Raw genomic sequence first — 18,906 nt, 5'->3', positions numbered from 1 at the left:
AGTGGTGGAGGGAGCTGGATTCGAACCAGCGAAGGCTGAGCCGTCAGATTTACAGTCTGATCCCTTTGGCCGCTCGGGAACCCCTCCACGATAATTCTTTACTAATTCACTTTCGGTAAAAGGAAAGTGGTGCCGACTAACCGAGTCGAACGGTTGACCTACTGATTACAAGTCAGTTGCTCTACCAGCTGAGCTAAGTCGGCACTGCTTTAGTACGGGGCGAGATATTAGAGTAAGGTTTATTATGATGCAACTATAAAATTAAAAAAAATGTAATTTTTTAGCTTAAACGCTCAGATTTCATGCAAAAGTGCTTAATTTTACTGTTTTTCGTCGTTTTTACTGAGCTCATACCAGTAATTTAATCCTTTCATAACGAGTAAAGAATCAAAAATACTGCCATTTATTTGCTGTTGTAACAGCAAACCATAACCTCCAGCGCACAAAATTTGTGGTTTTTGTTCTGCTGTTACCTGTTTAAGTTGATATTTGGCCTGCTCAATAGCACCTAATGTTGCCACCAGCGCGCCATTTTTTAATCCATTGGGTGTGTTTTTCCCTAACTCATTTAAAAAGGGGGTATTAGCATCATCAAACACACGTTGGGTATTTTGTGTCAATGAGTGAGTCATTAAATCAAGACCAGGTAATATCCAGCCCCCTAAGTGCTCGCCTTCACCGCTCAATACATCAATTGTGGTTGCAGTGCCGGCATCAACAATAATACAGGGGGTATTAGGGTAAAGTGTAAAACCCGCCACCAACGCAAGCCAGCGATCAATGCCTAAATTGCCAACCTGGTCATATGCGCAGCTTAGCCCACTGAGGTTTTTGCTAACATGCGCCTCAAAACACGGAATATTTTTTTTAGCAGCTAATGTGAGCGCATCATTTAATAGTTCACTTTTGCCTACACAGGCATACACAACAGCCGTTATTGCCTGCCACGGCACGTTGTTTATAGTCACGGGCGTTGCTTGTTGCTCGTGCCATAAGGCCGCTTTTAATGATGTATTACCCACATCTATCAACAGCTTCATAATTTAGCCTTTCTTAACGAGATTTCACCGCCGTAGTAACTTTTTACTTCGCCGTCTTGGCGGATACGTATTCCGCCGTGCTGATCAATACCTTCACAAATCCCCCGCCAACTTCTGTGCCCAGTATTGAGCTCTACGCACTCACCCGCAAAGGCATTGAGCGCGTTCCACTGGGCATACATGCTGTTTAGTCCATCTTGCTGGTAATCTGCCAAACGCTGCTCTAAGTAATAGGTAAGAGAAGCAACTAACTGGTTTTTATCAAGCGCGGTGGTATGTTGGCTTAAGTCGGTCCATGCTTGGTCAATGTGCTCGCTGGTGTTTTGCGGCATGTGTAGATTAATGCCAATACCAATGACTAGCTGACAAGGGCCTTGTGGTTGTCCATCTAGCTCAACTAGCACTCCCGCTAGCTTTTGCTTATTTATGTATATGTCGTTTGGCCATTTAAGCTCTATATCAATACCGTAAAGAGCTTTAATGGCATCGTATACAGCAAGCCCTACGGCAATTGATACACCCATAGCTGCTTGTAGGCCATCATCTAACCGCCAAAAATAACTGTAATATAAGTTAGCCCCAAACGGTGATTGCCATACACGCCCTCGCCTTCCTCGCCCAGCTTGCTGCATTTCGGCAACCACTACAGTACCAGACTCAAGCGCTGCTTTATTTTGAATACGGCGCATTAGCTCGCTGTTGGTTGAATCAATAATAGGGTGCACTTCTACTTGGGCTTTATTTGCGCCTAACGCATGATAATACTTAGTTATATTGCCTTGGTTTAGCAAGCCCACCGCATTATTTAAACTGTAACCTTTACCCGTCACTTTAAATATGTCGAGTCCCATATCTTGCAATGTTTGAATATGCTTACTCACAGCCGCACGGCTTATACCCAGCTGCTCGCCAAGGGCTTGGCCCGATATAAAGCCACCTTGATTAAGCGCATTTAATATAGCGAGTTTATTCCCATCAGGTGCTTTCATTGAGCATGCTCCGTAATGATATGGCATTCACTATGTGTGTTTATAAGCCTTACTTCGTGCTCTAGCGTTATGCCGTAACGTGCAAATACCGTATTTTGTATGTGCGTGATCATAGTGATTAAATCGCTACCTTTACTATTACCATGATTAACTAATACCAGCGCTTGCTGTTTATGCACCTCAATACCTGCTACTGCGTAGCCCTTCAAGCCGGCTTGGTCAATTAACCAACCTGCTGCCACTTTGTGATGGCTTTCTCCATAAGGGTAATGCGGTACATCGGCAAAGCGCAAAAGTAGCGCTTGTAAACGCGCATTGCTAATAATCGGATTTTTAAAAAAGCTACCCGCGTTGGCTAAAGTGTATGGGTTTGGCAGCTTAGCGTTACGAATTGCAATAACCTGCTCGTATACCTTTTTAGGGGTGGGGTTTTGCAATACTTTGAGTGGGCCATAACTTAAAACTGGCTGCCATTTTTTAGGCAATGCTAAATTGACTTGAGTGATCACTGCTTTATTTTTTAAGGCGTGCTTAAAAATAGAATCACGATAAGCAAACTCACATTGAGCGTTAGTTAAAGTCACCTTGTTTTTAGTGGCTATATCAATGTACTCAATCGACTCTACAAATTGGGCGAGCTCAACACCATAAGCACCAATGTTTTGTACCGGCGACGCCCCAACAGTGCCCGGAATAAGGGCTAGGTTTTCAAGCCCTGCAATATTTTTATCAAGTAAATAGCTTACAAGGTTATGCCAGTTCTCACCCGCAGCTGCACTCACCAGTACGTCATTTTCACGCTCGGTAATAGTAATACCTTTAGTGGCCATTTTAATGACGGTGCCTGTGTAGTTTTCTAAAAATATTGTGTTGCTACCTTCCCCTAATAAACAAAACGGAGCACTAAAACGGTGTGCTTTAAGTTGCTCAACCGAGGTTATTTCAACAAAATGCTGGCATTGATTGTTTAGTGCAAAGGTATGTAAAGGTTTTAATGAGTGCGCCACAAAGGTCTCTGAGTGTACTGGTAACTAATCGCAGTAGTTTACCTTATTGTCGCAAAGAATGTAAAAATCACTCAACCCGCTGTATCAATCATGATATAAAACCTGCACTTATTATTAGTGTTCAGGGTATTTTATGAAAATTAAACCTCTTTTTTTAAGCCTCGCTATGGCCGGTATGTGCTCGCAAGCAATGGCAAACGCGATTGATCAAAACTCATACGCCAACCTAGATGATGTGGTAACAACACACTTAAACCTTGATTTAGATGTCGATTTTGCCGACAAGCAATTAGAAGGTTTTGTTGAGCACACGCTAAAGTGGAACAATGACACGAGTAAAAAGCTGGTACTAGATACCCGCGACTTAGACATTGATAAAGTTATGTACCAAACAGCAAATGGTGATTGGCACAAAGCTAAATTTACACTGGCTGAGCGCGATGATGTTAAAGGCTCAAAACTAACAATTACATTAAAAAGCCAAGCGCCAAAAGTACGTATTTACTACAACAGCCGCCCAGAAGCATCTGGCCTGCAATGGTTAACACCAGAGCAAACAGCCAGCAAAACGCACCCGTTTATGTACAGCCAATCGCAGGCTATTCACGCTCGTAGCTGGTTACCAGTACAAGATACCCCTGCCATGCGCGTTACTTACTCTGCTCGTATACATACACCAAAAGATATACGTGCCGTAATGAGCGCCGATAACAAAGATGCGCTATACAAAGATGGCGACTACCACTTTGATATGCCGCAAGCAATTTCGCCGTACTTAATTGCAATTGGTGCAGGTAATTTAGAATTTAAAGCCATGTCAAAACAAACTGGTATATTTGCCGAGCCTGAAATTTTAGACGCTTCGGTTGCCGAGTTTAACGACACCCAAGCCATGATCGACAAAACCAACGAAATGTATGGTGAGTATGCATGGGGCCGCTATGATTTATTAATGTTACCGCCGAGCTTTCCGTTTGGTGGCATGGAAAACCCGCGACTTTCGTTTATTACTCCTACCGTAGTAGCAGGCGATAAAAGCTTAGTTAACTTAATTGCGCATGAGCTTGCCCACTCTTGGTCTGGTAACTTAGTTACCAACGCTACGTGGGAAGATTTATGGTTAAACGAAGGGTTTACCTCATACGTTGAAAACCGCATTATGGAAGAAGTGTTTGGCCGCGACCGCGCTGTAATGGAGCAAGCTTTAGATGCAGCAGGTTTACGTGCCCAGCTTAAAACGATTGACGCACCTGATACCCGCCTTAATTTAAAACTTAATGGCCGTGACCCAGATGATGCATTTAGCTCAGTGCCATACACTAAAGGGCAGCTATTTTTAATCTACCTAGAAGAAAAATACGGCCGTGATAAGTTTGATGACTTTGTTAAGACCTACTTTAATGAGTTTGCCTTCAAATCGCTGACGACTGCGCAATTTGTTACTTACTTAAAAGCTAACTTAATTGAAAAATATCCAGGCGTTGTAAGCATGGATAAAGTAAATGAGTGGATTTTTGAGCCTGGTTTACCAAGCGATGCGCCAAACCCAACATCTGATGCGTTTGACAAAGTAGATGCAGCAAGCGCGGCATGGCTAAAAGGTGAATCAAACGCTGCACAATTACCTACGGCTCAGTGGACAGTGCACGAATGGTTACACTTTTTAAACAACCTACCACGCGACTTAAGCTTAGATAAAATGGCAGAGCTTGATAAGCAATTTAACCTAACGCAATCAACCAATGCAGAGCGCGCGTTTGCATGGTTTATGTTAGCGGTAGGTAATGGTTACCAACCTATTTACCCAGCGCTTGATAAGCACTTATCAGGTATAGGTCGTCGTAAGCTAATTGTGCCATTATACAAAGCACTTATTAAAAATGGTAAGCGTGAGTGGGCACACGATGTATACATCAAAGCACGCCCAGGCTACCACCCACTTGCTCAAGGCACCATCGACGCTTTATTTGATAAATAAGCAACCTGTGCCGCCCCTAAAGGTGTTCACACCTTTAGGGTAAAACAGTAAAACCAATAAAAAAGGCCGATTTATCGGCCTTTTTTAATACTGTAATTTTCTCAAACTAAAAACTGTAACTAAGCTCAGCGCATTTAGTGCTTAAAATTAGTAGCTGAGATAAGTTTATTATTCAGCGCCTTGGTTGGTTACCTTTTCTAAAAAGGCTTTTCGTTCAGCCAGCGTTGCTTGTTGCCACCAAAATTCTAGCATTTGCGGTGCACTTGGCATGCCTTTGCCATTAATGGGCGCAATAGGCTTAATAGGTTGGCTTGGACGCACTGGGCCCGCTGGCACCGCCTTTTGTAAAGCAGGCTTTTTACTTGCCAGCTGTGTATTTGAAATAACACTAAGCGGCTGTGCAACCGCAGCTCCCTTTGCTTTTAAACTTACCTGCGGTGCCTCAGCAAATATTTTTGCTGATACTGCGTTATCGGCACGATTAAACACCATGTCATAATCTTTGTTATCATCAACAGTAATATCTACCCAAAAAGGTTCAGACTCAATTACCTCATGGTCGTCAAAGCCTGTCTCGTATAAATCGGTGTACTTTAATTTTAACCGATAAGAGCCTGAGGCAAGTTCAATATCATCAACTCGACTAAATAGAGAGCTTTCAATCACTCTTTCGCCGACTTGTAAGGGCACTAATTCTTCAGGGAAGTGAATATTTGCGCCATACACCGACATACTCATCAAGAATGCCGCAACTGAGGTTATTAACATTGGTTTACGCATAAAAACTCCTTTATTTGTTTTGAGTTTGACACTGCAAACAAAATTTGTCATTAGTGACTTTAAATTCAAACCTTACATTCAAACGATTATGAGCACAGAGACCCTATTTACAAAAATTATTAACCGTGAAATCCCTGCAGACATTATTTACGAAGACGAAACTACCCTTGCATTTAAAGATATAAACCCACAAGCCCCTTTTCATGTGTTAATTATTCCAAAAAAAGCAATTGCAACTATTAATGATATAAATAGCGAAAACTCTCATTTAGTTGGAAATTTATACGAAGTGGCTGCAAAGTTAGCCAAGCAGTTTAACTTTAGTGAAGACGGCTACAGAGTTGTAATGAACTGCAATAAACACGGCGGGCAAACCGTGTATCACATACATTTACATATGCTTGCAGGCAAAGAAATGGGCTGGCCTCCATATCAAGATGCTAAAAAAATATAAAATTAATAATAAAAATTCACTGGAATTATTGGTATTTCTCTAGTTACAAATGTTATTGTTTACCATGTATATAAAGTGAAAAATAATTACTTATTTGCAACATTTTATGTTTAAATAATCGTAAAATCGTACTTGTTCACAAGGCGAAACCGGACTTTCTAATACAAAAGGTGTGGAAGTCGTGGTAAACTTAACTAGTCAGCTTTATAAAAAGAGTATAAAAACATGAGCAGTTCAGCCTTTTTGTTATTAGATCAAGAGCCAATTAACACCATTGGCATTAACGTTTTAGAACCTTTGTTAAAAACGCAAGGCCTTGACGTAACCACGGGTACAAATATTTTAGATGTACCAGAAGGGACTCGATTACTGTTTATTGAAACATCAAGTAACGATGCATGGAGTAAACTAAAAGAGCAGTTAGTTAACCTGCGCACCAAGTGCGATATCGTATTATTTAACCTAGACGAAAACCCTGAGCTTGCTAACCGCGCGCTTTTGAGCGGTATTCGTGGCGTGTTTTATACGACTGATAACGCTGATGTATTAATGAAAGGTATTCGCTTACTTTTAGAAGATCAGCTTTGGTACAGACGTGACATTATGTGTAATGCGCTGAACCGCATGCTGCAGTTCAATAAAGATGCACTGCACAAGCTGACCGAAGGCGATATAGAGCCAATTAAACTTACTAAACGAGAAAAAGCAATAATCTCGTTAATGAGTAAGGGATCTAAAAACAAAGAAATAGCTGAAGATCTAAGCATCAGCCCACATACCGTTAAAACACATTTATACAGCGCTTTTAGAAAAACGAAGTGTCGTAACCGTATTGAGCTACTATCTTGGGCTCAACAAAATATTCCAGACGAAATTCGTTAATCAATTTCGTATTTTAAAAACAGGCACTTAGGGTGCCTGTTTTTGTTTGTGCTATATGCTTGTTAAATTATTCGCTTTTTATTACTCTACTTGAAGTACCCATTGCTGGAACCTTTATGCTCGACTCTTCTACCCTCTTTTTTGCCAGCATTGCCGTTATCATTGTAATGACTCTTCTTAACTTTTTAACTTGGCGCACAAACAAAAACACCCCGGGTACGCTGCTTTATATTTTTTACCCGGTTTTATTACTGGGCGCAGTCATTGGCTTTACGCTAATTGGTAAAACACACAACCTTATTGTGATTAGTATCGCCAGTAGCATGATGTTTGGCGCATCGGTTGTGCACAGTTTGGCCATATGCCAATTTTTAGATTATAAGGGGCCTGGGTTTAAACTACTGTGTGCATTTACTGCGTTTAGTGCCGTCATGTTAGGGTATTATTCGTTTTTTGACCCTTCATTACGCGAACGGATTTACGTCTCAGATGTACAGCACATTGCTGAAGCCGCGTTTTTGCTGTTTTTATTTATTAAATATGCTCGAAAACCCTACCCCAATGGCACCATTGTTTATATTTTAATATTAACGTTAGTTGCCCTGAGTTTTATTAGCCGCTCACTATTTATGGCTAATATTGAACAGCCCCAGTTATTGCAAAGCCCATGGTTTAGCAGCTTACTGTTTTTAAATGGCGTTATTGCTCCGATGTTTTATGCTGCCGGCATGGCGCTAATGTGTAATGAGCGCAGGGAAAAAAACCTCAACAAACTGGCCGACAAAGCCCAAAAAGATTTAGAAATTAGAGGTCTGTTTTTATCAACTATTAGCCACGAAATTCGCACCCCTCTTAATGGCATATTGGGCAGCGCCCAATTAGTTATGAACCAAAGCACCGACACCCGCAATAAAGCCTATTGTGAGGCTATTATTAATTCGGCCGAGTCATTAAATTTATTGGTTGATAAAGTACTCGACTACGCAAGCCTTGACCAAAGCGATGAAGCACTTTACGAAGAAGATATTGAATTTAAAACCTGGTTAAATAATTTGTGTTTATTGCTCAGCCCATTAGCGGAGCAAAAACAGCTTAAGTTTGAACTGGTATGTAATATCCCTGAGCAAGCTTGTTACTACTGCGATCAGCAAAAGTTAAGGCAAATAATTATTAACCTTGTAGGTAACGCCATAAAATTTACCGACCACGGTATAGTAAAAATTCAGGTTGATTTGATAAGCGACAAACACCTTGAACACACCATAAAAATTAGTGTTAAAGACTCAGGCCCAGGTATCGAAAAAGACGAAATAGCGTACTTAACTGAACCCTACGTACAAAGTAGCGCTGGTAAAGAAAAAGGCGGTACCGGTCTTGGGCTTGCAATAACCAGCCGACTGCTCGAAAAGCTAGGAAGCCGCTTAGAAATAACCAGCCAATTAGGCACCGGTAGCGTATTTAGCTTTACTACTACGTTTACGCTAGGGGAGCTTAGCTTGGTAGAGCAGCGCCATCAAAACAAAGACTACTTAACTGGCCTAGAAGTGCTACTCGTCGAGGATTTAGATTTAAATCAAAAAATTGCCATTGAGTTTATGGCTGAAGATGAACATAAAATAAAACTCGCCAAAGATGGTAAAAGCGCTATTGAACTAATGCAAATACATCACTTTGACGTTATTTTACTGGATATGAACCTACCTGACTTTACTGGTCAAGAGGTGTTAAAACGACTGCAGCGGTTGGAGCATAAAAACCAGCGCACCCCCGTACTCGCCTTTACAGCAAGCTTAAGCCCTGATGAGGTAAAAGAATACTTAGCTTTGGGTATAAAAGACATAGTCGGCAAACCAATTAAGCAGCAAAAACTTCGCCAAGCACTGAGTGATTCACAATCAAATCAAACTGCAAATATAGCTGTAGAGCTAGTAGACACCTTATACGACGAAACCGCAGCAGAAACACTAACTAGCTCATTTAGTGAGGACGAAGTGTCGTCGATTTACAATGAATTTGTACTCTCCGCACGGACAAAACTAACCCGCTGCCAAGAGCTAATTGACCAGCAACCAGAGCAGTGCATTAAATTATTGCACCGCCAAGCAAGCACCGCGCTGCAATTAGGCTTTAACCGCTACGGTATTGAGCTTAAAAAAATAGAGCGTCGTTTGCTTGATAACAAACCCCATAATAACCTGCTAGATGAGGCGTTAGAGCTATGGCAGCGCAGCCTAGAACAATACTTAAAGTACGTGCGCGGGCAGTTAAGTTAATGGGCTTTTCTATTACAGGTTAAGCTGTTTACTCCCTTCCATACTTATCATCAAATCGCTCTATATCGCTTTCATCTAGTACGGCGCCAGTCTGTACTTCAATGACAATTAGCGGCTCTTTTTGATTATTCGCTAAACTGTGTATTTGTTTTGCTGCAATGTAGCAAGATTGGTCATGGTTGAGTGTTAATGTTTGCTCATCAATACGAACATCAGCAATACCCGATACCACCACCCAATGCTCTGCACGATGCTGATGGCGCTGCGTCGAAAGTTTAGCACCGCTATTAACTGTTATTTTTTTAACTTTAAATCCTGCCCCCGCTACTAAGGTGCGGTAGTTACCCCACGGCCGATACACAACCTGATGGTGGTTGAGTTTATCGCTTTGGCATACCGCTAATTGCTTGAGCAATAAAGGCAGACCGTCAAGCTTATTTTTATTAGCAACGAGGGTGGCATCGTGAGTATGAATAATAGCTAAGTCGCTGACCCCAAGGGTAGCAACGCTGTGATCGTCTTCGCTTATAACAAAATTATTAGTGCTATTTTGCGCGGTATGGCTGTCGTTTTCATTATTGCCATATGCATCTTTTTTTATAAGGCTAGCCAAAGCACTAAAGCTGCCTACATCACTCCAATTAAGCGCTACAGGCAGCACGGCTACATTATTACTGCGCTCTAAAATAGCGTAATCGATAGAGTCACTTGGGCAGTTTTTAAGTGGCTCACTTACCGGCCTTATAAAGCCTAAGTCGTGTGAAAACTGAGATGCCGCTTTTACACTGTGCGCTATTTTTGGCGCAAAACGTTCAAGCTCATTTAAATACGCACGTGGCGTAAATAAAAACATGCCGCTATTCCAACTATAACCGCCTTCAGCTAAGTATTTTTTCGCCGTAGCTAGATTTGGCTTTTCTTTAAATTCAGCGACTTCAAAACAATTTGAGCCTGATATTTTACTACCTTGCTTTATATAGCCAAACCCACTGTGCGCCTTGGTAGGTGTAATTGAAAATGTAACTAGCATACCTTGCTCAGCTAACTTAACCGCATCATTTAATTTAAGTGTGAGCTCAGCAAAGTTTTCAATATGATGATCGGCGGGCATCACCAATATTGGCCCTGTTATATCTTGCTGAAGCGCGTAATGTGCTGCCAGCGCAATGGCCGGAGCGGTATTTTTACCTTGCGGCTCTAACAACAGTGCACGAGGGTTTACTTGTGCACTTTGCTCAGCAGCAATAAAGCGGTGCTGTTCGTTACACACGAGTATTGGCTTTGCAAACCCCTTGCCTGATACACGCGCTAACGTACTTTGTAATAACGAATGTGTGTTATCAAGCAAGGGTAAAAATTGCTTGGGCATAGCTTGGCGAGAAAGCGGCCATAACCGAGTGCCAATGCCACCCGCTAAAATAACCGGTGTAATAAGGGATGTATTCATAGAGCCGCCAATAAACATATCAGCGGCTATTTTAACACTTTATTGGCTAGGCGCTAATGCTTAGCGATTTATACCAAGGTAAACGCATCGGCATCTAAATAAGCGGGGAACGCGGTTTTAAAATCATCGAGCGGAGCTTTTTCAAGCGTTACAGTGAGTAACTCTTGTGTATTGTCTTTTGCTTTAGCGACCGTATCGCCTTTAAAGTCGTACACGGCCGTGCCACCGTTATGCGCCACACCATTGCCATCGTCGCCAACACGGTTAACGGCTACTACATAGCACAGGTTTTCCATAGCGCGCGCCATTAATAATGTATCCCAAATATGGCGACGAACCGCAGGCCAGTTGGCTACGTTTATCATTACATCGTAGTCGTTATTATTGCGCTGAAAAACCGGAAAGCGCAGGTCGTAACACACCTGCGGTAATAGCTTAAAGCCATTAATTTCAAATATCTTACGCGCTTGCCCTGCTACGACATAGTCACCCTCACTCCCTAAGCGAAACAAATGGCGTTTATCGTAATAATTCACCTCACCATCGGGTTTTACCCAATAAAACCGGTTTGCTTTTTTATCGCCTTGTGCAACCAACACTGACCCTGCAATAACGGCGTTATGTTTGTGTGCTTGGGTTTTTAGCCAGCTTAGCACTTTGCCATTTTCGGGCTCTGCGCAATCAAGATTAATTGCAAAACCAGTAGCAAAAGTTTCAGGTAGTAAAATTAAATCAGGGTTAGCGGTTATCTCTGCTAATTTTTTATCAAACATGGCTAAATTGGCGTCTTTATCAAGCCAATGCAGCGTACTTTGAACGAGTGTAAGCGTTAAAGTTGACATAATATTTGCGCGGCCTCTATTAAAGTTTCATCGTTTTTAGCAAAACACAGTCGAATCACTTTATCATTTGAAGGTTGCTTGTAAAACACACTTAAAGGAATAGCAGCAACCCCAGCTTGCTCTACTAGCCAGTGGCAAAAATCTACATCATTAAGATCAGACACCTCACTGTAATCAAGTAATAAAAAGTACGTACCTTGGCTTGGTAAAATAGTAAAACGACTGTCACTTAAGTGCTGCGCTAGTAAGTCGCGCTTTTGCTGATAAAAATTGCTTAGCGCATCTACATGCTCGCCTTGTTGCTCAAGCATGTCGGCCAACGCGTGTTGTGCAGGTGTAAAGCTTGAAAAAGTAACATACTGATGTATTTTTCTAAATTCAGTAGCAAGCGGTGCAGGGGCAATACAGTAACCCATTTTCCAGCCGGTGCTGTGAAACGTTTTACCAAAGCTTGATATAACAAAACTTTTTTCACGTAGCTGCTCATCGCAAAGCATGCTTAGGTGTATGTCGCCATCAAAAGTAATGTGTTCGTAAACCTCATCACTTATGACATATAAATTGTGATCGCTTACTAACGATTTAAGCGCGTTTATATCATGACTTTTAAGTATTTTACCGCTTGGGTTATGTGGCGTATTAATAATTATAGCGCGCGTGTTTTTGCTCACTGCGCTGCGAACAGTTTGCCAATCAATAGCATAATCGGGTGCATGCAGTGCAATATGAACAGTTTTACCGCCAGCAAGCTCAACGGCTGGTTGATAAGAGTCATAGGCGGGGTCAAACACAATGACTTCATCATCGGGGCGTACTATAGTTTGAATAGCGACAAACAATGCTTCGGTGGCGCCCGATGTAACTGTAACTTGCTCAGCTGCATCAATTTTTGCCGCATATTTACGCGCCACCAAATTGGCTATCTGTTGTTGTAAACGGGGTACTCCACTGGATGGCGAATATTGATTAACCCCTTGCTGAACATAAAAATTCAGTTGGTTTTTCAGTAACTCTGGCGCATCAAACTCAGGAAAACCCTGCGATAAATTTATTGCCGAATGCTGACTTGCTAAGCCACTCATTTGGCTAAATATACTAACACTTGAATTTGGTAATTTACTTTCAAACACGACAGGCCCTTAATGATGGTTTTGCGCTTAAAGCGATGCTATCATTGCTTAAAACAGAAGTATAGCCGTCTAAAATTAAATAGCTTTATATCAATTCGCTTAATTAACTGAGCTATTTTGAGGTAGTAAAAACGCAGCTAGCGTATGGTTTAGCGCCTCAAAAGCATTAATTATTATTGCGCCTTGGTATTACACTCATTGGTGAGGAATGTATGCACAACAATACCGCTATTTCGCAACTTATTGAAGCTGGAAAATGGATCAGTCAAAAAGGCTGGGTTCCCGCCACCGGCGGAAATTTTTCGGCGCGCACCGCAACCGGGTTCGTGGTTACCGCTAGCGGCTTTGATAAAGGTCAGCTTGGTACACACACCTTCATTGAGCTTGATCATCAAGGTAATCGCACTAAAGGTGCAGGCAACCCATCGGCTGAGACGCAGCTGCACTTAGGCATGTATAAGCTTATTCCGCATGCTAACGTGGTGCTGCATACTCACTCAGTAGCAGCCACCGTCCTGTCACGTGTAATTAAAAGCCATGCATTAAATTTAAGCGGTTACGAAATGCAAAAGTCACTCAGTGGAGTAACTTCGCATTTAGATACGCTCAGCATTCCTATTTTTGAAAACGACCAAGACATAGAACGTTTAAGCTTACTCCTTAGCGATCACCACTTACATACACCCATTGAGCATGCCGTGTTAATTCGTGGGCATGGCGTTTATGTAGTAGGGAGTAATTACAAACAAGCACTTCGTCATTTAGAGGGGCTGGAGTTTTTATTTAGTTGCGAGCTAGAACGGTTAAAAATAGAAGGTATTGGGGCACAGCTATAATGATAAAGGCAATTTTAACTGATATTGAAGGCACCATCACACGTATCTCATTTGTTAAAGAGGTGCTTTTTCCGTATGCAGCCAAACAATTAGCAACATTTATACGCTTAAACGAAAATAAAACCCAAGTCGCTGAACAAATAGCTGCAGTAAAAGCCATTATTAATGAGCCCGATGCCGATATAGAAACTGTCATTAGCGTATTATTAAAGTGGATTGAAGAAGATAAAAAAATTACCCCTTTAAAGCAAATACAAGGGCTAATTTGGCAAACGGGCTACGAGCACGGTGATTTTAAAGGCCATTTATACGCAGATGCGTTTGAGTTTTTACAAGCTCAGCACGATCAAGGCACCGCACTCTATGTGTATTCATCAGGCTCAGTAAGGGCGCAGCAGTTACTTTTTAAATACAGTGATTATGGCGATATTCGCCCCCTGTTTAACGATTATTTTGATACCAAAGTCGGCGCAAAGCAAGAGCAAGCAGCCTATAACACCATAGTTAACCAACTGCCGTTTGATGCTAATGAAGTACTATTTTTAAGTGATGTAGCGGCAGAGTTGGACGCTGCCCAAGCCGCTGGCCTTAAAACCTTACACTTAATACGAGATGGCCAAGCACGCACCACACACCCCTACGTACATGACTTTAGCGCAGTTACATTGGAGCAATATGCATGAGCCAATTAACAATTTATGCTAACAATAATCCAAGTAATGCGCTGATAAACACCTACGATTTAACCGAAATTACTCAACAATTAGCAAAGGTAAATGTACGCTTTGAGCAATGGCAAGCAGCTGCGCCCATTAATGAGCACACTACAAATGAGCAAATTATTGCAGCGTATAAAAATGATATAACGCGCTTAAAAACGCAAAATGGCTATCAAACGGTGGATGTTATTTCGCTTGCCAAAGGTAACCCTGCAGCGGCACAAATGCGAGAAAAGTTTTTGTTTGAGCACACTCATAATGAAGATGAAGTTCGCTTTTTTGTAAAAGGCCAAGGATTATTTTGCTTACATATAAGTGCTAAAATTTACCAAGTATTATGCCAGCAAGGTGACTTAATTTCGGTGCCAGCCCTTACCCCACACTGGTTTGATATGGGGAGCGACCCAGAATTTACCGCCATTCGATTATTTAATAATACCGAGGGCTGGGTTGCAAAAAGCACCGAGTCTGAAATTGCGAAGCGGTTTCCTTTACTCGCATAGCAAAAGTGGCACAGCACCGCTCCACGAAGGGACAAGTGGGGCAGTGTTTAAAAACTACTTAAGCGCTGTTAACGCCCCACTCTCTACATCATTTTTATCGTAAACACCGGTATCTAACACCCACGCTGTTACTAATTTTGCAGGTGTTACATCAAATGCGGGGTTATACACATTGGCATGAGTCGGTGCCCACAGCGCCGTACCAAAACTGCCACTTACGCCACGTACCTCTGCGCTACTGCGTTGCTCTATTGCTATATCGCTACCGCAAGTCGTTTGTGTATCAAGCGTAGTTAAAGGCGCGACAACATAAAAAGGAATATCATGAAAATGGGCCAATACAGCTAAATTATACGTGCCTACTTTATTAGCAAAGTCGCCATTAGCGGCAATACGGTCAGCCCCTACCACTATTTTATCAACCCGGCCTGCGGCCATTAGACTGGCAGCCATGTTATCGCAAATAAGCGTGTAAGGCACTTGCCAGCGTTCAAGTTCGAACGCGGTTAAGCGCCCACCTTGCAATAATGGGCGCGTTTCATCCACCCATACATGTATATTGCCATGTTGCTGCTGCGCTTTATAAATAACACCTAACGCTGTGCCAATACCAGCAGTCGCTAATGCGCCGGTATTACAATGGGTTAAAATATTATCGCCGCTGTTTATAAGCTCAGCACCGCGCGTTGCCATACGCTCACATAACTCAATGTCTTCAATAAATAGGCGCTCGGCAGTGGCTACTATATTAGTTACAAAGTCACTTTGCTTAAGCGCTTTTCGTAATGCGGCCATGCAATGCATTAAATTAACCGCCGTAGGGCGTGTGGCTTCCAGCTCATTAATTGCAGCACCAAGCGCCGCTTTTGTAGCGCCTTGCTCAGCTAAGTGAGCAACGAGCAAACTCGCACCTAAGCCTATTAATGGGGCACCACGAATTTTTAAACTAACGATCAGCTCCTTCATCGTCTCAACACTATGGCATTCGTGCCATACCTGCTGATGAGGAAGTAAATACTGGTCAAGCACATTTAATGTGCCGTTTTCATATTTTAAACTGCTTGCGATTAGGTTTTGCATGATTGGGCTGCTTAAATAAAATGCGTAAGGCTATTTTACATCAGTTTGAATAACTCTCAAGTTAGACTTATAGACATCTAAACATTTAAAAGTATAGAATGCCTAAAACGGTTATTTGAGATCTCACTATGGCTAATTATGTTGCGTTTAATGCACAACGCGCTATTGAATATGTAAATTCGCTAATTGACGCTAAGCAGTATGATTTTTTTAAAGCTGGCGCACACTTAACTGCATACGAATTTGGTGACGGTAACCTTAATTTAGTATTTAGAATTAGCGATGAGCACCATAACAGTATTATTTTAAAGCAAGCATTGCCGTATGCTCGTTGTGTAGGTGAATCATGGCCTCTCACGCTTGATAGAGCTCGAATTGAGGCACAAGTGTTACTTAACCACGGTGCTATTTGCCCGCAAAGCACTGCTAAAGTACTGCACTATAATCAAGATTACGCACTCACCATTTTAGAAGATTTAGGCCACTTACAAATATTGCGAACCGCACAAAATAATGCGGAGCAATTTCCTAAATTAGCCAAGCACGTCGCAACGTATTTAAGCCATACCGGGTTTTATAATTCTGATTTTTACCTAACCGCTCAGCATAAAAAAGCACTAGTACAGCAATTTACTAACCCTGAGCTTTGCCAAATAACCGAAGATTTATTTTTTAGCGATCCGTACATAGATCACGAGCGCAATAATTTTCCTGTTCAGCTAGCCCCGCAGGTAAAAGCTCTTCGTGATAACACGGCACTTAAGTTAGAAGTTGCAAAACTAAAAGCAAATTTTTTATCTAACCCACAAACATTGCTGCATGGCGATATGCACAGCGGCAGTATTTTTGTAGATAGTAATACCACTAAAGTAATTGACCCTGAGTTTGGCTTTTTTGGTCCTGTAGGCTTTGATATAGGCTCTTTTATTGGCAATTTACTATTAAATTACTGCGCCCAAGCAGGGCATATTGAAGAGTTTGTAGCGCGGCGAAACTATCAAACGTATTTACTCAGCTGCATTGTTGAAAGCTATAATTTATTTGAGCAACAATGGCTATCTTTAATTGCCAATCACAGCACAGATCAAACGCTCAATACCCAAGGCTACCCTCAGTATTTTATGAAAACCGTATTACAAGACGCCATAGGGTATTGTGGTACAGAACTAATTAGGCGCACCATAGGGCTTGCACATGTAGTTGATATTGACAGTATTGAAGATGAAAATACGCGCCTTGCAGTACAAAAACAGACACTGAACTTAGGTGAGCAGCTCATTTTAAATGCCAAACGCTGCGACAATAAAGAGGCATTTTTTAGTTTATTAATAAGCCAGCTAAATTAACAAAAGGCGCTAAAGCGCCTTTATTACTACTTATTAGTGGTAATTTTCGTAAATTTTATCAAGTGGCTCCGACAGCCCGCTTTCTTGTACTATACGCACGTGTTTACGCCTTAACTCCCGCGCACTCGTTACACCACATGAGTGGGCAATTAAGCCAGCGCCGTAATGAATATATTTATTGTAATTGGCAACTCGCTGGGCTTTATCGGCAACATTTAACCCACGCTGTAGCCGCTCGTTATGGGTAGTGACACCGGTTGGGCAGGTGTCTTTATTACATTGCATGGCCTGTATACAGCCTAACGCAAACATATGACCACGGGCAGAAACAACAAAATCAGCACCCAAAGCAAGCGCCCATGCCACCTTCGAGGGCACAATTAACTTACCCGATACAATTACTTTAACCCGCCCTGTTAAGCCATGTTTTTCAAGCATATTAACAACCAGCGGTAAGCTTTCACGCAGCGGTAACCCGACCGAATCGAGTAATGGTTGCGGTGCAGCCCCCGTCCCCCCATCGGCACTATCAATAGTGATAAAATCCGGTGCAGATTCAAGCCCGCGATGGTTTATTTCTGCAAATAGCGTTTCTAGCCAAGTGTAATCACCAATAACCGCTTTAAATCCGGTAGGTTTACCTGTGGCGTTTCGCACCGTGGCAATCATATCTAATATGTCGCTGGGTTTTTTAATCTCTGGGTGCCCATTTGGGCTAATTGAATCTTTGCCCTCAGGAATGCCCCTTATTTTAGCAATTTCAGCATTAACCTTTTTACCAGGTAACATACCGCCTTTACCTGGTTTGGCACCTTGGCTTAATTTAAGCTCAAACATTTTTACGCTTTTATGCGCCGCTATTTCTTTTAGCTTATCGATACTTAAATTTCCAAGCTCATCACGCACACCATATTTAGCCGTACCAATTTGAAACACCAAATCGGCGCCGCCCTCTAAGTGATAAGGGCTCAACCCCCCTTCACCGGTATTCATCCAACAGCCGGCTAATTTTGCCCCTTTTGATAACGCTCTAACAGCCGGTTTTGAGAGCGCACCAAAGCTCATACCTGATATATTAAACAATGAGTTGGTGGTATACGGCGTTTTACAATAAGGGCCCAAGGTGACATTACTTGGGTCAAGCGCCTCCTCATCTAAGGTAGGGAACGCACAATTCATAAACATTACGGTGCCAGTCACCTCTAAGCTTTGTGTAGAGCCAAACGCCGCGGTACGATCGACATCTTTTGCAGCACGGTACACCCAACTTCGCTCTGCGCGATTAAACGGCATTTCTTCTCTATCGAGGGCAAAAAAGTACTGCCTAAAAAACTCGCCTTGGCGTTCAAAAAAGTATCTAAAGCGGCCAATTACTGGGTAATTTCGTCTAATTGCATGCTTTGTTTGGGTAATATCACGGAAATAAAAAACAATAACGGTAAGAACAATTAACCCCAGTGCAACGATAAAAATGCTCGCAAATACATCAATACTAAAAATAATAAAATCGCTCATCCAACCCCCCTTGATGGCTGTTTTTAAAAATAAAAAAGGCGTTGCGTCAAAATGACACAACGCCTATCGTTGTTCAAGGTTTATA

17 protein-coding genes and 2 tRNA genes are annotated in these 18,906 nt (G+C 42.0%); 8 read left to right on the top strand and 11 right to left on the bottom strand.

Going from position 1 to position 18,906, the window contains the following annotated elements:
- Nucleotides 1–2: 2 nt before the first annotated feature.
- The 5 genes from AN391_RS11775 to murB form a co-directional block, all read right to left on the bottom strand.
- Nucleotides 3–87, bottom strand: a tRNA-Tyr gene (locus AN391_RS11775).
- 40 nt (nt 88–127) lie between these two features.
- Nucleotides 128–203, bottom strand: a tRNA-Thr gene (locus AN391_RS11770).
- A 117-nt stretch (nt 204–320) separates the two neighbouring features.
- Nucleotides 321–1,040: a type III pantothenate kinase gene (locus tag AN391_RS11765; protein WP_055015573.1), complete on the bottom strand. Its 720-nt coding sequence runs from the start codon at nt 1,038–1,040 to the stop codon at nt 321–323.
- Complete coding sequence (gene birA / locus AN391_RS11760; RefSeq protein ID WP_055015572.1) at nt 1,037–2,029, bottom strand: bifunctional biotin--[acetyl-CoA-carboxylase] ligase/biotin operon repressor BirA; 993 nt, start codon at nt 2,027–2,029, stop codon at nt 1,037–1,039. Before birA ends, AN391_RS11765 begins: the two co-directional genes overlap by 4 nt.
- Complete coding sequence (gene murB / locus AN391_RS11755) at nt 2,026–3,036, bottom strand: UDP-N-acetylmuramate dehydrogenase (RefSeq protein ID WP_055015571.1); 1,011 nt, start codon at nt 3,034–3,036, stop codon at nt 2,026–2,028. The genes birA and murB overlap by 4 nt, the downstream gene beginning before the upstream one ends.
- A gap of 133 nt (nt 3,037–3,169) precedes the next feature.
- Here murB and AN391_RS11750 point away from each other — a divergent pair, with 133 nt between their 5' ends.
- Nucleotides 3,170–5,014 (top strand): M1 family metallopeptidase, encoded by a 1,845-nt coding sequence (locus AN391_RS11750; protein ID WP_055015570.1) that lies wholly within the window; start codon nt 3,170–3,172, stop codon nt 5,012–5,014.
- A 168-nt stretch (nt 5,015–5,182) separates the two neighbouring features.
- On the opposite strand, the gene AN391_RS11745 is transcribed toward AN391_RS11750, so the two are convergent.
- Nucleotides 5,183–5,794 carry a DUF2057 domain-containing protein gene (locus AN391_RS11745; protein WP_055015569.1) on the bottom strand — a complete coding sequence of 204 codons (612 nt, stop codon included), beginning with the start codon at nt 5,792–5,794 and terminating at the stop codon, nt 5,183–5,185.
- A gap of 88 nt (nt 5,795–5,882) precedes the next feature.
- On the opposite strand from AN391_RS11745, the gene AN391_RS11740 reads away from it, so the two are divergent.
- The 3 genes from AN391_RS11740 (at nt 5,883) to AN391_RS11730 (ending at nt 9,403) form a co-directional block, all read left to right on the top strand.
- On the top strand, nt 5,883–6,248 hold the full coding sequence (locus AN391_RS11740; protein ID WP_055015582.1) for a histidine triad nucleotide-binding protein: 366 nt from the start codon (nt 5,883–5,885) through the stop codon (nt 6,246–6,248).
- 225 nt (nt 6,249–6,473) lie between these two features.
- Nucleotides 6,474–7,130, top strand: coding sequence for a response regulator transcription factor (locus AN391_RS11735; protein ID WP_055015568.1), 657 nt, complete (start codon nt 6,474–6,476; stop codon nt 7,128–7,130).
- A 116-nt stretch (nt 7,131–7,246) separates the two neighbouring features.
- Nucleotides 7,247–9,403 carry an ATP-binding protein gene (locus tag AN391_RS11730; RefSeq protein ID WP_055015581.1) on the top strand — a complete coding sequence of 719 codons (2,157 nt, stop codon included), beginning with the start codon at nt 7,247–7,249 and terminating at the stop codon, nt 9,401–9,403.
- A 28-nt stretch (nt 9,404–9,431) separates the two neighbouring features.
- Here AN391_RS11730 and AN391_RS11725 read toward each other — a convergent pair whose 3' ends face one another.
- From AN391_RS11725 to AN391_RS11715, 3 genes are all read right to left on the bottom strand, one after another.
- Entirely contained in the window at nt 9,432–10,850 is a 1,419-nt protein-coding gene (locus tag AN391_RS11725; RefSeq protein ID WP_055015580.1) for a mannose-1-phosphate guanylyltransferase/mannose-6-phosphate isomerase, read from the bottom strand.
- 68 nt (nt 10,851–10,918) lie between these two features.
- Complete coding sequence (locus AN391_RS11720; RefSeq protein WP_055015567.1) at nt 10,919–11,692, bottom strand: amidohydrolase; 774 nt, start codon at nt 11,690–11,692, stop codon at nt 10,919–10,921.
- A complete protein-coding gene (locus tag AN391_RS11715) occupies nt 11,680–12,822 on the bottom strand; it encodes a methionine aminotransferase (protein ID WP_055015566.1) in 1,143 nt (380 codons plus the stop codon). Before AN391_RS11715 ends, AN391_RS11720 begins: the two co-directional genes overlap by 13 nt.
- Before the next feature lie 212 nt (nt 12,823–13,034).
- On the opposite strand from AN391_RS11715, the gene AN391_RS11710 reads away from it, so the two are divergent.
- Genes AN391_RS11710 through AN391_RS11700 form a run of 3 tightly spaced genes read left to right on the top strand, consistent with a single transcriptional unit; the run spans nt 13,035 to nt 14,880 of the window.
- Nucleotides 13,035–13,658, top strand: a complete 624-nt coding sequence (locus AN391_RS11710; RefSeq protein ID WP_055015565.1) for a methylthioribulose 1-phosphate dehydratase — start codon at nt 13,035–13,037, stop codon at nt 13,656–13,658.
- Nucleotides 13,658–14,341 (top strand): acireductone synthase, encoded by a 684-nt coding sequence (gene mtnC / locus AN391_RS11705; RefSeq protein WP_055015564.1) that lies wholly within the window; start codon nt 13,658–13,660, stop codon nt 14,339–14,341. Before AN391_RS11710 ends, mtnC begins: the two co-directional genes overlap by 1 nt.
- Complete coding sequence (locus tag AN391_RS11700) at nt 14,338–14,880, top strand: acireductone dioxygenase (RefSeq protein ID WP_055015563.1); 543 nt, start codon at nt 14,338–14,340, stop codon at nt 14,878–14,880. The genes mtnC and AN391_RS11700 overlap by 4 nt, the downstream gene beginning before the upstream one ends.
- 54 nt (nt 14,881–14,934) lie before the next feature.
- On the opposite strand, the gene mtnA is transcribed toward AN391_RS11700, so the two are convergent.
- Entirely contained in the window at nt 14,935–15,960 is a 1,026-nt protein-coding gene (gene mtnA / locus AN391_RS11695; protein ID WP_055015562.1) for an S-methyl-5-thioribose-1-phosphate isomerase, read from the bottom strand.
- 128 nt (nt 15,961–16,088) lie between these two features.
- Here mtnA and mtnK point away from each other — a divergent pair, with 128 nt between their 5' ends.
- Nucleotides 16,089–17,306 carry an S-methyl-5-thioribose kinase gene (mtnK, locus tag AN391_RS11690; RefSeq protein ID WP_055015561.1) on the top strand — a complete coding sequence of 406 codons (1,218 nt, stop codon included), beginning with the start codon at nt 16,089–16,091 and terminating at the stop codon, nt 17,304–17,306.
- A 33-nt stretch (nt 17,307–17,339) separates the two neighbouring features.
- Here the strand turns inward: mtnK and AN391_RS11685 are convergent, their stop codons facing one another.
- Entirely contained in the window at nt 17,340–18,821 is a 1,482-nt protein-coding gene (locus AN391_RS11685) for an FMN-binding glutamate synthase family protein (RefSeq protein ID WP_055015560.1), read from the bottom strand.
- Between the last annotated feature and the right edge of the window lie 85 nt (nt 18,822–18,906).

The sequence above is a fragment of the Pseudoalteromonas sp. P1-13-1a genome, from assembly GCF_001401875.1.
Lineage (GTDB): Bacteria > Pseudomonadota > Gammaproteobacteria > Enterobacterales > Alteromonadaceae > Pseudoalteromonas.
Note: the sequence above shows the minus strand (reverse complement) of the source record. Positions and strands in the feature narration are given on the sequence as shown.

Coding starts and splice junctions, on each gene's coding strand:
- AN391_RS11750 (WP_055015570.1), top strand. CDS start 3,170: ATGAAAATTAAACCTCTTTTTTTAAGCCTCGCTATGGCCGGTATGTGC.
- birA (WP_055015572.1), bottom strand. CDS start 2,029: ATGAAAGCACCTGATGGGAATAAACTCGCTATATTAAATGCGCTTAAT.
- AN391_RS11720 (WP_055015567.1), bottom strand. CDS start 11,692: ATGTCAACTTTAACGCTTACACTCGTTCAAAGTACGCTGCATTGGCTT.
- AN391_RS11710 (WP_055015565.1), top strand. CDS start 13,035: ATGCACAACAATACCGCTATTTCGCAACTTATTGAAGCTGGAAAATGG.
- AN391_RS11685 (WP_055015560.1), bottom strand. CDS start 18,821: ATGAGCGATTTTATTATTTTTAGTATTGATGTATTTGCGAGCATTTTT.
- AN391_RS11700 (WP_055015563.1), top strand. CDS start 14,338: ATGAGCCAATTAACAATTTATGCTAACAATAATCCAAGTAATGCGCTG.
- AN391_RS11740 (WP_055015582.1), top strand. CDS start 5,883: ATGAGCACAGAGACCCTATTTACAAAAATTATTAACCGTGAAATCCCT.
- mtnC (WP_055015564.1), top strand. CDS start 13,658: ATGATAAAGGCAATTTTAACTGATATTGAAGGCACCATCACACGTATC.
- AN391_RS11730 (WP_055015581.1), top strand. CDS start 7,247: ATGCTCGACTCTTCTACCCTCTTTTTTGCCAGCATTGCCGTTATCATT.
- AN391_RS11735 (WP_055015568.1), top strand. CDS start 6,474: ATGAGCAGTTCAGCCTTTTTGTTATTAGATCAAGAGCCAATTAACACC.
- AN391_RS11765 (WP_055015573.1), bottom strand. CDS start 1,040: ATGAAGCTGTTGATAGATGTGGGTAATACATCATTAAAAGCGGCCTTA.
- AN391_RS11725 (WP_055015580.1), bottom strand. CDS start 10,850: ATGAATACATCCCTTATTACACCGGTTATTTTAGCGGGTGGCATTGGC.
- mtnA (WP_055015562.1), bottom strand. CDS start 15,960: ATGCAAAACCTAATCGCAAGCAGTTTAAAATATGAAAACGGCACATTA.
- mtnK (WP_055015561.1), top strand. CDS start 16,089: ATGGCTAATTATGTTGCGTTTAATGCACAACGCGCTATTGAATATGTA.
- AN391_RS11745 (WP_055015569.1), bottom strand. CDS start 5,794: ATGCGTAAACCAATGTTAATAACCTCAGTTGCGGCATTCTTGATGAGT.